7 protein-coding genes and 2 rRNA genes are annotated in these 14090 nt (G+C 55.2%); 3 read left to right on the forward strand and 6 right to left on the reverse strand.

Annotated elements, in window-relative coordinates:
• The first annotated feature begins 240 nt into the window (after window positions 1-240).
• Both H9S92_RS13850 and rrf read left to right on the forward strand, forming a co-directional pair.
• A 23S ribosomal RNA gene (locus H9S92_RS13850) occupies window positions 241-3096 on the forward strand.
• A gap of 265 nt (window positions 3097-3361) precedes the next feature.
• Window positions 3362-3474 (forward strand): 5S ribosomal RNA (gene rrf, locus H9S92_RS13855).
• Between the two features lie 227 nt (window positions 3475-3701).
• Here the strand turns inward: rrf and H9S92_RS13860 are convergent.
• The 6 genes from H9S92_RS13860 to H9S92_RS13885 form a co-directional block, all read right to left on the reverse strand.
• Window positions 3702-4877: an ABC transporter permease gene (locus tag H9S92_RS13860; RefSeq protein ID WP_187467304.1), complete on the reverse strand. Its 1176-nt coding sequence runs from the start codon at window positions 4875-4877 to the stop codon at window positions 3702-3704.
• Window positions 4874-6268, reverse strand: coding sequence for an ABC transporter permease (locus tag H9S92_RS13865; protein ID WP_187467305.1), 1395 nt, complete (start codon window positions 6266-6268; stop codon window positions 4874-4876). The genes H9S92_RS13860 and H9S92_RS13865 overlap by 4 nt, the downstream gene beginning before the upstream one ends.
• A 54-nt stretch (window positions 6269-6322) precedes the next feature.
• Entirely contained in the window at window positions 6323-6976 is a 654-nt protein-coding gene (locus tag H9S92_RS13870) for a hypothetical protein (protein ID WP_187467306.1), read from the reverse strand.
• Between the two features lie 102 nt (window positions 6977-7078).
• Entirely contained in the window at window positions 7079-7765 is a 687-nt protein-coding gene (gene ung, locus H9S92_RS13875; protein WP_187467307.1) for a uracil-DNA glycosylase, read from the reverse strand.
• A 132-nt stretch (window positions 7766-7897) separates the two neighbouring features.
• Complete coding sequence (locus tag H9S92_RS13880) at window positions 7898-9283, reverse strand: Gfo/Idh/MocA family oxidoreductase (RefSeq protein ID WP_187467308.1); 1386 nt, start codon at window positions 9281-9283, stop codon at window positions 7898-7900.
• Between the two features lie 199 nt (window positions 9284-9482).
• Window positions 9483-9941, reverse strand: a complete 459-nt coding sequence (locus tag H9S92_RS13885; RefSeq protein ID WP_187467309.1) for a ferritin-like domain-containing protein — start codon at window positions 9939-9941, stop codon at window positions 9483-9485.
• Window positions 9942-10389: 448 nt separating this feature from the next.
• On the opposite strand from H9S92_RS13885, the gene H9S92_RS13890 reads away from it, so the two are divergent.
• On the forward strand, window positions 10390-14061 hold the full coding sequence (locus H9S92_RS13890; RefSeq protein WP_187467310.1) for a TonB-dependent receptor: 3672 nt from the start codon (window positions 10390-10392) through the stop codon (window positions 14059-14061).
• The last annotated feature ends 29 nt before the right edge of the window (window positions 14062-14090 follow it).

The following is a 14090-nucleotide window of genomic DNA, read 5'->3' on the forward strand; positions in this document are numbered from 1 at the left end:
AGGGTTTAGTGACGATCTTTGACAAGTTGGGAAAAGAGAGCAACAGTAATTTTAAAACGGATTTTATGTTCACATAAGATCTCGTTGCGAGAGAAATTCATTTCTCAAGCGTCTGTTGGATATTTTAATAACTAACTCATTAGTTTTAGGCAAATAATGTTACTCGATAACTTTATTTTGTTTCGTAAGAATTGTCGCTAATTAATTTTCTCTTCGGAGAGAGTTGTTAGGGATTAAGATTAGGAAGTGAAATAAGGGCGTACGGGGGATGCCTAGGCTCTCAGAGACGATGAAGGACGTGGTAAGCTGCGAAAAGTCAGGAGGAGGTGCAAACGACCGTTAATTCCTGAATGTCCGAATGGGGTAACCCACTTGGTTGAAGACCAAGTATCCGCAAGGAAGGTAACCCGGGGAACTGAAACATCTAAGTACCCGGAGGAGGAGAAAATAATTTAATGATTCCGCAAGTAGTGGCGAGCGAACGCGGAAGAGCCCAAACCAAGGCGATACGTCGCTTTGGGGTTGTAGGACCCGAATAATCAGTATTCACTCAATTGGAACATCTTTGGAAAAGGTGACCACAGAGGGTGAAAGTCCCGTACAGGTACGGTGAATGCTGAGTTGGGTATCCTGAGTAGGGCGGGGCCGGAGAAACCCTGTCTGAATTTGGCGGCACCATCCGCTAAGGCTAAATACTCCTGAGAGACCGATAGTGAACAAGTACCGTGAGGGAAAGGTGAAAAGAACCGCGAGAAGCGGAGTGAAAAGACCCTGAAACCGTGCGCCTACAAGCGGTCGGAGTCCTTATGGGATGACGGCGTGCCTTTTGCATAATGAGCCTACGAGTTACTCCTCACTACCAAGTTTAAGGTTTTCAGAACCGGAGGCGGAGCGAAAGCGAGTCTTAACAGGGCGTCAAGGTAGTGGGGGTAGACGCGAAACCTGGTGATCTACCCATGGGCAGGTTGAAGTTCCGATAGTCTCGGAATGGAGGACCGAACCGGTAAACGTTGAAAAGTTTTCGGATGACCTGTGGGTAGGGGTGAAAGGCCAATCAAACCAGGAGATAGCTCGTACTCCCCGAAATGCATTTAGGTGCAGCGTTGTGTAATGTGTGCTGGAGGTAGAGCTACCAATAGGGCTAGGGGGCTTCACCGCCTACCAACCCCTGATGAACTCCGAATGCCAGCATAACAGTAGCAGCAGTGAGGCAGCGGGTGATAAGGTCCGTTGCCGAGAGGGGAACAACCCAGACCATCAGCTAAGGTCCCTAAATTTGGGCTAAGTTGAATTGAACGATGTGGGGATGCTAAGACAGCTAGGATGTTGGCTTGGAAGCAGCCATTCATTTAAAGAGTGCGTAACAGCTCACTAGTCGAGCGTTCCTGCGCGGAAAATACTCGGGCATAAGTCCAGTACCGAAGCTATGGATGTGGAGACAAGACGTGTCTTGTCTGTACGTGGTAGGGGAGCATTGTAGTCAGCGCCGAAGGTGTACAGCGATGTATGCTGGAGCGGCTACAAAAGCAAATGTAGGCATGAGTAACGATAAAAGGGGTGAGAAACCCCTTCGCCGTAAAACTAAGGTTTCCGTATTCGATGTTAATCAGAATCGGGTTAGTCGGGTCCTAAGGTGTAGCCGCCAGGCGAAGCCGATGGCAAACGGGTTAATATTCCCGTACCCGCTCACAATGAAAGCGACGGAGTAGTGTAGGTATCGCGTACTGACGGAATAGTACGTTGAAGGCTGGGTAAAACTGGCCGATAGTACAGAGACCCTTTCGGGGGAATTTGATAGTGTACCGAAGCGTCTTCCAAGAAATAGCGAGTGAAGCGGCCCGTACCGTAAACCGACACAGGTAGTTGAGGAGAGTATCCTAAGGCGCTCGAGTGAATCATGGCTAAGGAACTAGGCAAATTAGACGCGTAACTTCGGGAGAAGCGTCGCCCCACAGTGATGTGGGGCCGCAGTGAAGAGGCCCAGGCGACTGTTTAGCAAAAACACAGGACTCTGCTAAATCGCAAGATGAAGTATAGGGTCTGACACCTGCCCGGTGCTGGAAGGTTAAGGAAGGGGCTTAGGAGCAATCCGAAGGTCTTAACTGAAGCCCCAGTAAACGGCGGCCGTAACTATAACGGTCCTAAGGTAGCGAAATTCCTTGTCGGGTAAGTTCCGACCTGCACGAATGGTGTAACGATCTGGGCACTGTCTCGGCCATGAGCTCGGTGAAATTGAAGTATCGGTGAAGATGCCGATTACCCGCAACGGGACGAAAAGACCCCGTGAACCTTTACTATAGCTTCACATTGTGTTAGGGTATAAGATGTGTAGGATAGGTGGGAGACTACGAAGCGGGCACGCCAGTGCTTGTGGAGTCGTCCTTGAAATACCACCCTTCTTATACTTTGACACTAACTCCTGCAAAACAGGAGGACCGTGTGTGGTGGGTAGTTTGACTGGGGTGGTCGCCTCCTAAAGCGTAACGGAGGCTCGCAAAGGTTCCCTCAGCATGGTTGGTAATCATGCGAAGAGCGTATGAGTATAAGGGAGCTTGACTGAGAGAAAGACAATTCGACCAGGTGCGAAAGCAGGCTCAAGTGATCCGGTGGTTCCGTATGGAAGGGCCATCGCTCAAAGGATAAAAGGTACTCCGGGGATAACAGGCTGATCTCCCCCAAGAGCTCACATCGACGGGGAGGTTTGGCACCTCGATGTCGGCTCGTCACATCCTGGGGCTGAAGAAGGTCCCAAGGGTTGGGCTGTTCGCCCATTAAAGTGGCACGCGAGCTGGGTTCAGAACGTCGCAAGACAGTTCGGTCTCTATCTGTTGCGGGCGTAGGAATATTGAGAAGATCTGTTTCCAGTACGAGAGGACCGGAATGGACGCACCTCTAGTGTACCGGTTGTGGCGCCAGCTGCAGTGCCGGGTAGCTATGTGCGGAATGGATAAGCGCTGAAAGCATCTAAGCACGAAGCCAACTTCAAGATGAGTATTCCATTGAGGGTCGCAGAAGATGACTGCGTTGATAGGTCATAGGTGGAAGTGCGGTAACGTATGGAGCCGAGTGATACTAATCGCCCGACAGCTTCCTTTTTTTCTTAATCAAAGCCGTACTACGTGTAGTAGGGCAAACGGTTAAGAAAAGTCTACAAAATAAGCAAACGAGGTCAACATAGATTGCCCTAGAACTTATGAGTAAGTAAATTGAAGCTGACGCTTGATGATAAATTTTAAATCAGCAAAACCAGGTCTTTACGTGGCCAGCAAAGTCCGCTGCAAAGTTATTGAACACTCTCTTTCCCACTTGTTGATCGTTTCACTAAAGAACGTGGTTTGCACTGAAGTGCCAACCAAAAGACTTTGGTGGCTATTGCGGGCAGGATCACCTCTTACCATTCCGAACAGAGAAGTTAAGCTGCCCAGCGCCGATGGTACTTGGACTTGATCCCGGGAGAGTAGGTCGCCGCCAATTTTTATGAAAGCCTCATCGCTACCCAGCGGTGGGGCTTTCTCCATTTAGGGCATTTTTTCCCGCGAAGCAAGCTTCGCTTTTTTTCAACACTAAGGGCACTAAGAAAACTAAGAACACGAAGAGAAATACGCTTAGTGCCTCTTCGTGTCCTTAGTGGTTCAAAAAAGAGGAGCGAAGCTCCGCCAAAACCGTGGTTCAAAAAAGAGGAGCGAAGCTCCCAAAACCCCTCATTCCTCCCCCAAAACATTGGCCGCCAACACCGTCAACGTAAGAAACACTCCAGGGAATACGGCCATCCACCAAGCAGTAGGTTGTTCCCGCGACTGCCGCAGCAAACTCCCCCAGGTCACCTGGTCTGCGGGGATGCCAATACCCAGAAACGACAAAAACGCCTCCAGCAAAATGGCGGACCCCAATCCAAAACTGGCCACGATCAAGACCGGCCCCAGCGCGTTGGGTAGCGCATGCCGCAGGAGAATCCGCCATTTGCCAATGCCACTCACCCGGGCCGCTTCAATATAGGGGAGCCGACGAATACGCAGCAGTTCCGCCCGCAGGTGCCGTGCTACCGCCGGCCAGCGCAGGACGCCAATGATCAGGACCACCAGCCAGATGGACGGGCGGTCAATAATGGCCAGGAGAGCAATCAGCAGTACGAGGCCAGGGATGTTCACAAAAAGTTCGATGCCCTGCAGTACCAGCGTGTCGGCAGGGTAATTACTCGGGCGACGCAAAGCCGGTACCCACCGCAACAGGGCACGCAGCAACAGGCCGCCCCCGCAAAAGCCCAGCACCACCAACCCTGCATTGATAAGCCAGCTATTACTCCCAACGAAAGGAAAAATACTGAGCACTACGTAAAGCATTCCCGCCACACCACCCAGGCTCCAGCCCCACCAGTGGTAGCGCGGGGCCCGCAATTGGTCATTGCCGAAAAATCCGGCAATCCCCCCCAGCGGAATGCCCAACAGCAGCGAGAGCAACGACGCGCCCAGCCCAACAATCAAGGCCACCCGCGCCCCCGCCACCATCCCGGCGGCAACGTCCCGGCCCAAGTCATCCGTTCCCAAATAGTGCCGGGCGCGTTCCCCGGTTTGCTGCGCCCCGAAGGGCGAACGATAATTGCTATTGCTCAGGTCGGATGCCCCGGCAGAGTAGGGAATCAGCGGCCACCAGGCCCAATCGGTTTTTTGCCGGTACCAGTTCCTGACTACCGGTTGGTAAGGTTCCACTACGCCCAGCGCCAATCCGTAATCGTGCAATACCGGAAAGCGCAATTCTCCCTCCACCCTTACCATCAGCGGACGGTCATTGGCCACAAAGTCGCCCAGCAACGCCAGACTGCCCAGGAAAAAGAGCCAGCCCAGGGCGAAGGGGCGGAGTTGGTTACGGGTCTTACTCATCCGGCAGTACTGGGGTTTGGACGTTCGCTGCCCAGGCGCACCCGCGGGTCGGCCAGGCTGTAGCTAAGGTCGGCAAGAAGCAGTCCCGCCGCAGTGAGCAATCCATTGAGTAAGACCAAGGCAATCACCACCGGCCAATCCCTCCCCACGGCCGAGTTGTACAACAGCTGCCCCATGCCCGGCAGGTTAAAGATGCGCTCAATCAACACACTGCCCGCCAGCAAAGCCGGCAACATGGCCCCCAGTAGCGTCAGAATAGGAAAAGAAGCATTGCGCAGCACGTGACCCCAGAGGATCTGCCGGCCGGTAAGCCCTTTCAGCTTGGCGGTTTTGATGTAGGCCTGCCCCAACTCGTGCAGGGCCGAGCGGCGGAGGTGGCGGCTGACGTAGGCCCAACTGGGATAAGCCAAACAGAGCACGGGCAAAAACAAATGACTCGTTCGGATGCGCAGCACCGTCCACCAATCCGCACCGCTGGGAATCTCCCCGAAGCCCATGCTGGGAAAAAAGTCCATCCCGTAGGCCGGGGTGGTGAAGAAGTTGGTCACCAGCGTAGCAATCCAGAAACTGGGTATGCCAAACAGCAGAAAAAGCAGGAAGGTCATTACCCGGTCGAAGCGACTTCCCGCCCGGGCCGCCGTCAGCAGTCCCAAGGGAATAGCCACGAGATATACCACTAATAGAGCCAATCCATTAAGCAGGGCCGTCCATTTGGCCGCCGCCCAGATTTTGTGCCCGACGGGCCGGCGGTCGAGGTAAGAATGGCCGAAATCACCGCGCAGCACCCGGCCCAGCCAGCGGTGGTAGCGGTTATCCAGGCCCCACCAACGGAAGGCGGGCAACAGCAAACGCCCGCGCCGTTGCCCCATCTCCAGTCCGGCGTGGGCCTCAACCAGGGCGGTGGCCCTGGGATTGCCCGCCAGCTGGCCGACGATGTTGGCAATGTCCTGGGGATCATCCTGCAAAAGCAGCCTCCGGGCGAGCGGACTGGCCTCTGCCTGCCCCACCAACAGGCTGTCGGGTTGCCGGGGATAGGCCAGGTACCGTAGCTCCCGGTAATATCGGGCCACCGCCGGCCAATCACCGCAATTGAGGGTCAAAGCCCGCAACATCGTGCGCTCCTCCGGACGAAGAATACGGTGCAGCGTATCGGGCAAGGCCGCATTGGTCAGGGAAAAGTAGAAGAGGGGAAGATCGTAATCCAGGCTGGCGGCGGCCCGGCGGTAAACGACGTCGTAAGCCGCCGGATCTTCCGTGCCCAGGCGCGATTCGGCGGGGGGCAGCAGCTGCAGAACGGGGTCGCCAGGAGTGATCAGTTGCAGGCCGAAGCAGACCAGGCTGAGCAGCAAAAGACTCAGCGGCAGATAAAGCAGTCGGCGGAATGCGTACATGGCAAGTGGGGCAAACTTCGGGCCGACAAATTAAGGGAAAGCACCCTTTTCTCGTTAATCCCAGAGCTCCAAAGGTGCGGAGCGCGTAAAAAACTCCGTCTGCACACTCAATCGCAGCAGCGCCGTACTGTCTTTGTGCAAACCCTGCCGCACCAGATAAACCTGGTAAACGCCCGCGGGCACGGTCTCTAAAGTCTTTGCAGGCACCGACAGGGTGGGGGAGGACGTCGGCCCCAACAGCTGGATCCGGTGCGGCGTCCCGTGGTCATTGGGCTCGAAAAAAAGTACCAGCGATTCCTGTTCGCTCAGCGCCCGCTTGCCCACGGGGAAAACCAGGGGCGCGCTGCGCTGGTGCCGGGCGGGCAGGGAATCAATGGCCACCGCAGGAAAAGCCACGGCAAAGGGATGCTGGGGATTTCCGGGCAGGGGCAGCGTACCCCGCAGCGAATCGGGAGCCGCTACCGTCCGGCGATCCTGAAAACGACCAGGTCCAGCCAAAGGTTGGCGGGCCAGTGGAGACGCAAAAAGGGTAGGCACCGGCGCATTTTCGAGGCTATCCGCCGGCGTGATATTAAACGCCGTAGTGAGCAGCCGCCGCGGCTCCTCGTAGCGCACGGTACCAACCACCGTAGCCATTTCCGTAGTCAGGGGGGCGCGGCCGCAGGTGCAAAGAATGGGGATGAAAAAGCAAAGTAAGGCAATACGCATGCCGCAAAGATAAGTGCAAGATCACGAGCAATTCGTCCTGCCGGCTCCACGCCAATTCGGACTGTCGCCCAGCGTAGCGAAGGGAGGTATCCCGCGTCTGCCCTATGCCCCCACCTGCCAGTCGATGGGCGCTTGGCCGTGTTTTACCAGGTAATCGTTGGCCAACTTAAAGTGCTGGTTGCCGAAAAATCCCCGGTCGGCGCTGAAGGGAGAAGGGTGGGCACTGGACAAAATCAAGTGTCGCTGCGGATCAATCAAGGCCGCTTTTTTCTGGGCAAAGGCCCCCCAGAGCATGAACACCACGTGCTCGCGCTGGGCGTTGATGACCTTGATCGAGGCGTCCGTAAAGTATTGCCAGCCCGAGCGTTGGTGGCTGCCCGGCTGGTTACGCTCCACCGTGAGCATGGCATTGAGCAGGAATACGCCCTGCCTGGCCCAGTCGCTCAGGTCGCCGTGCGCAGGAATGGACAGCCCCAGGCTATCGTGCAATTCTTTGTAGATGTTGCGAAGGCTGGGGGGAATGCTGGTTCCCCGGGGAACGCTGAAACTCAGCCCCATGGCCTGGCCGGGATTGTGGTAGGGGTCTTGGCCCAGGATAACCACTTTCACCGCATCCAGGGGCGTACTGTCGTAGGCATTGAAGATCAGCGGGCCGGCGGGATAGATGACCTTTCCTTCACTCTTTTCCTGCTTCAGGAAGGCGATTAGGTTGCGGAAGTAGGGCTTGGCAAATTCCTCTTCCAGTGCAATCTTCCACTGTTCGTTGATCTTTACGGCGGGGGCGGGCATAGCAATGGGTAGTTGGGGCGCGAAACTACGCCGGTACAGTCAACTATAAATGCAGGGTATTGTCATGAGGTTCTGCCGGGGGAGGAGATTCTTGGTTTTACCATCTGGTCCCCCCCCCCGCAGCACAAATCCCTACAGTTTCACCAGGGAATCGAGGCGAATCGGGCGGTTTTCGGCAATGGACTGTCGGGCGGCAATGCCCACCAGGATGGAAAGGGCACCGTCGCGCGTCCCGGCCATGTGTCCGAGTGGGTCGTCGGCTCCGGGGTTGACGAAAAGATAATCGAGCATCCGTTGGTCTCCGCCACCGTGTCCGCCACGCGACTGGGGGACTTTGATGGATTCAAAGCCGGGCTTAAAGTTTTCCGAAACAACGATCTCGTGGTAGTCGGTAGGGGTGTCTTCCTTCGCGGTGGACATTTCGGCGGCGTGGAGCGCTGCCTGCTCGGTCGGGCTGAACTTCCCCGGCTGGTAGGGGATGTCTTCCCAGGAGTCTATCCGGCCCCGTTCTCCGTTGAAGGCAATGCGCCAGCCTTCGTAAGGGGAGTAAGTGGTGAGGGAATAATTGACCAACACGCCGTTGTCGTACTTGATCTGAGCGCTCATCTTATCCCAAATGTCGATGTCTTCGCGGAACACGCAGGCGTCGCGGAGGTAACCGTCGTACTTTTCGTTGTTGGCGTAGAGGCGGGTAGCGAAACTGTCCTTGGTGATGTCCCAGTAGTAGGGGCATTCCCGCTTGTGGGGGCAGGGGCGGCAGTTGGTGCTGCGGAAGGGGCCGTTTTTGCCGTAGTGTTCCTGGGCGCCGTAGGCCATCACTTCCACGGGGTCGGCGCCGATCCACCAGTTGAGCAGATCGAAGTGATGGGTGGCCTTGTGTACCCAGAGGGAGCCGGACTTTTCCGTGTAGGCGTGCCAGCGGCGGAAGTAGCTGGCCCCGTGGTACACGTTGAGGTACCAGTTGAAATCGACGCTGGTTACCGGGCCAACGCGTTCGTCGTTCAACAACTGTTTGATGGCCGTGGCGTGGGGTTGGTGACGGTAGTTGAAGGTGATCAGGACTTCGCGGCCCGTGCGACGCTGGGCATCCAGGATCGCCTGGCAGTTGGCCGCCGTGGTGGTGAGGGGCTTTTCAGTGATGACGTTGGCCCCGGCTTCCATCGCCTTGATGATGAACTCGTGGTGGGTATTATCGACCGTAGTTACGATGACCCATTCGGGGACGGTCCTGCGCAGCATCTCGTCGAAGTCCGTGAAAGTGGGGCAGCGGGCCCCCGTGTACCCAAGGGCGGTGGTCAGGCGGCCGACGTTGGTATCGCACAGGCCCACGAAGCGCACCTGGGGACCATAGTTATCGACCAGATTTTTTCCCCACAGGGTTGTTCCCCGGATGCCCGTGCCGACCAGGGCAATGCGTTTTTGTGCGCTACTTTTCCAGGCGGCGAAGGCCCGGCTTTGTCCGGCGGCCAGCATGGCAGTGAAAAGGGCGGAGTTGCGGAGGAAGTGACGACGTTGCATGACCGGTACGAAATGGTAAACTAATCTTCCCCCCAAGGTAGCTGCCCAGCCCGCGATAACCTAACGCCCCGGCAAAAAAGGTGTCAATCACAAAAAAAAGAGCCCCCCGAAACATTAAGTTTCGGAGGGCCATGCATGGCCGAGGGGGGACCATGCAGCTTTCGGGTCAGAAGGGTCTATCCCTTTTTCGTCTCGCGCCTTACACTTTGTGTTCGTAGGCGGATGCAAGGTGGCGCACTTCACCGAGGGAAGTCACGATCTTGTCCATCTGCCGCTTTACGACTTCGCGGGCATCGGCGGGCAGGGCTTCGTGGAGCAGGACTTCCTGGTAGGTCTCTACGGCACTTTCTTCGCCGCGGACGCACTCGTTCAAGACGGCGGCCTCGTCATTGCCGGCAACGGCAGCTTTGAGGTCGATCCAGGTCCGGTGCAAAGCCGCAGCGGTACTGCCGCCTTTAGTAGGTTCACCGCCCATCCGGTTGATGAAAGGCTTGAGTTCGTGGCCGAAGTCATGACGTTGCTGGCTCAGGGTCCGGAAACGGGAGGCCAGGGCCGTGTTGCTTACGTCTTCGGCAGCTTCGCGGTAGCCGTTTTCGCCGTCGTAGAGGGTGGTGATCAATTTGTTAAGGCTGTTGATAACATCTTTATTCGCACTCATGGTAAAACTGGTTTTGGTGGCGCAACAGTGCGCCGGTTTGGGTTAAAGTAACTTCTGCCTAAAGGACAAATCCAATTGGGCAGCTACGCTAACTACAACAGGGGGGCGGTAGGGCCTTGTTCGTTGAGCCTATAAAAATCCTCTCGCATTTTGCCCGTGCCGCTCCTGGCCTTTCCCTGCTTCCCAGGCAAAACCTGGCACCTGCGGCCGCGCCCACGGTCTGGTAGCCACCGAAGACTAAAAAACTTTGTAGTTGTCGAGACAAATGCGGGCTGTCTGGAGCAGATCCCGGCGAATTCCTTACTTTTGCCGGCCCTGGCCAGTCCTTGGTAGTTTTGTCGGCTGACGGTCGCTACCGTCATCCGATGAGAATAAGTGCTGGCATTGGGGCATTTTTGCGACTGAAGTCTACCTGTACTCCACGCGAATTACGACAAACTCACTAGGTATGAAAAGAACTCTACTCCTCGCCTTACTCCTCTTCGCGGCCTTTAGCATTTACGCCCAGACTGCGCTTTCTGGTAAGGTCGTTGACATCGATAACGACAAGGACCCGCTACCCTTTGCTACGGTGCAGGTTTACAAAAATGGAGCGTTTTACCAAGGGACGACGACGGACCTCGATGGAAACTACTATTTTTCCAACATCGACCCGGGTACGTACGATTTGCAGGTGGACTACACCGGCTACCCACCCACCAAGTTGACCGCCATTCCTGTTAAGGCGGGGCAGACCAACTTCGCCAACGTCGAAATGTCCTCCAATGGGGGTATTGCACTTGACGTGGTGGTTGTAACTGACTTCAAGGTTCCCTTGATCGAGCAAGACAACACCACTTCTGGCCAGACGGTGACTTCGGAGCAAATCCGGAACCTGCCGACGCGGAACATCAACCAGATCGCTTCGATCACGGCGGGTGCGAGTTCGGCCGACGAGGGTGGTGCGATCAACATCCGGGGTTCGCGCTCCAACGCTACCGACTACTACGTGGACGGTGTACGGGTGTCTGCCGTGAGTATCCCCGATTCAGAAATCGAACAGTTGCAGGTGGTTACCGGTGGTTTGGAAGCGCGCTACGGCGACGTAACCGGGGGCATCATCTCCATTACTACGAAAGGCTTCAGCGACCAGTTTCGCGTTAATGCCGAAGCGGAAACCAGCGAAGGTTTGGACGCCTACGGCAACAGCCTGGTGGGTGTCTCTTTCACCGGACCGCTGCTGCGCAACAAGAAGAAGGATGCGGTTTTGGGTTACCGCCTTTCAGCGCGCTACACGTACCAGGAAGACGATGATCCGAGTGCAGTACCCATTTTCCGGGCCAAGGATGATGTCATAGCAGCCTTGGAGGAAAACCCAGTCATTCGTCGTGGAGGACGCAACTTGGTGGCAGCTGACTTCCTGACGAGCGCGGACGCAAATAGTTTGAAGACACGTCCGTTTGAGGAAGCCTCTACCTTGAACCTGAACGGCAACATAACCGCCCGTTTGAGTGACGCTATTGACGTTACGGTGACTGGTGCCTACGGTGACAATTCTAACCAGTTTACTCCCGGAGAAAACGGTGCGGGCAATTGGCGTTTGCTAAACGCGCAGAATAACCCCACGGCTTTCAGTCAAAACTACCGGGGCAACGTGCGCCTGCGGCACCGTTTGGGCGGCAATGGCGTAGCCGATGGTGGCAGTGGCAAAAGCAGCGTATTACAAAACGCCAGCTACAATCTCCAGTTTACCGTAGAAAACCGTACTTCCAGTGTTGCTGATCCACGGCACGGGGAAAACTTCTTTGACTACGGCCACGTCGGGACCTTTGATATTGACTACATTCCCATTTACGGAATCCGGCCAGATACGGCTAACCCATTGGAAATCGTCACTTTCCACTCGGACTACCGGGAAGTGTTGCGTAGTTATGATCCTTCCACTTCCAGTAACCCGGTGTTGACCAATTACAACAACTTCTTTGGTTATGGAGCAGACGAAATATTCAATAGCGATGTTTCTGCATTATCTGGTGGGGGTACCCAAGGTCCAACGCTGGATGGTGGATTTGCAACCATAAATGGCCGCACCCAGACGCTGTTTACGGATCAATGGGGCTTCAACAGCAACGTGGGTACTGTTTACAACCTGTACCAGAAAACGGACAACGATCTTTACACCTTCCAGGCCAACGCCTCTTTTGAGATCGTGCCAGGTAGCTCCGACAAAAGCCGGCACAGCATCCAACTGGGGGTTTGGTACGAACAGCGGACGGACCGTGCCTACAGCCTCAACCCCCGTGCTTTATGGACTGTGGGTCGGCAATTGGTCAACCGTCATATACCTTCGGTTGCGGAGACTAACCGTGTAGTTGATTCGGTGGCCCTTCTGTTGGGTGAGGACGTTCGCACGGTGGCAGTACTTGCCCCTACCGTAGACAATATTGATGGCCAGTTTTACCGTTCGATCCGGGAACGGCTAGGTGTACCCCTTGATCAGCACGTTAACATTGATGGATTGGACCCCAGCCAGCTTAGCCTTGACCTGTTCAGCGCAAGGGAGCTTACCTTCAATAATTTATTGAACTACTACGGATATGACTACTTGGGCAATGAGTTCAACGGCTCTTTTGATGACTTCTTCACCCTTGATCCCAATACGGGAGAGCGTGCATTCAATGTGGCTCCGAACCGCCCCATCTACGCAGCCGCTTACATCCAAGATAAGTTCACGATCAACAAGATGATCTTCCGACTCGGCCTTCGGGTAGAACGCTTTGATGCGAATACTAAGGTATTGAAAGATCCCTACAGCCTCTACGAAATCATTGGTGCTGACGATTTTCACTCCAACTTTGGGGGAACCCAACCCGGTAACATTGGGGCCGATTACGCAGTTTACACCTCTGAGGAAAATGGTACAGAAGTGCAGGCTTACCGCAGTGGGGACGCTTGGTTCCTGCCCGATGGTTCGCCCACCAACGGCCCGCAGGAAATTGACGGTATTCGGTCTGGCCTGGTTTTTCCAAAGTACGCCAACCCATTGGTGAATAACTTGGGGGCCAACTTCATCAAGTCAGATGAATTTACGGTGGATGATTCCTTTAAGGATTACGAAGTACAGTTCAACGTACTTCCCCGTTTGGCTTTCTCCTTCCCCATTTCTGACGACGCCAACTTCTTTGCCCATTACGATGTGTTGGTACAGCGGCCCCCCAGTGGATCGATTGCCACGCCTCTGGACTACTTTTTCTTTGTAGAAAATGCGGGATCAAGAACGTTTAGCAACTCCGCTTTACGGCCCGAGCGCACGGTAGACTATAAGGTAGGTTTCAAAACCCGCCTATCCAACACTTCAGCGCTGACGCTTGAAGCCTACTACCGGGAGATGCGGGACATGATTCAGCTGCGGACCTATTTCCCCGTACCGCTGGTGCAGCAATACACGACTTTTGACAACCAAGACTTTGGTACGGTAAAGGGTTTTGCCTTAACCTACGACCTGCGTCGGACGGCCAACTTCACCATCAACGCCAACTACACGCTGCAGTTTGCCGATGGTACGGGTTCAAACGCTACCAGTCAGAGGGGACTGGGTAACCGGGGTAACCTGCGGACCTTGTTCCCCTTGGACTTTGATGAGCGCCACCGTTTTAATTTGGTATTGGACTACCGCCTGGACAGCCGCAGTAGCGCGCCCAAATTCTTGCATAATGCGGGCATCAATTTACAGTCGTCCGCAGTTACTGGCCGTCCTTACACCGCGACATTCCTTCCGGAGGAATTTGGAGGATCGGGAACCAGAGGAGCCATCAACGGTTCGCGTCAGCCGCTTACCCTTACACTTAATGGGCAGGTAAGCAAAGACATCACCTTCGGGCAGAACTCCCAAGTGAACATTTACTTCCGGGTCAGTAATATCCTCGACCGCCGGAATGTGCTCAACGTTTACTCGGCCACGGGTTCGCCCACGGATCCCGGCTTCCTCCAATCCATCTTCGGATTAGATCAGATCCGAAGCCTGGAGGGAGGGACCCGTCCAGTAGAAAGCTACCTGGCAACGTACCAGCAGCGGGTTTTGAACCCCGACTTCTTTACCCTCCCGCGGCGCATGTTCGTCGGTGCCATCTTCAGCCTCTAAACTTCCCCGCCTCAATTATAAAAAATCAA

Origin of the sequence: Neolewinella lacunae (genome assembly GCF_014349155.1) — a bacterium.
Classification (GTDB): domain Bacteria; phylum Bacteroidota; class Bacteroidia; order Chitinophagales; family Saprospiraceae; genus Neolewinella; species Neolewinella lacunae.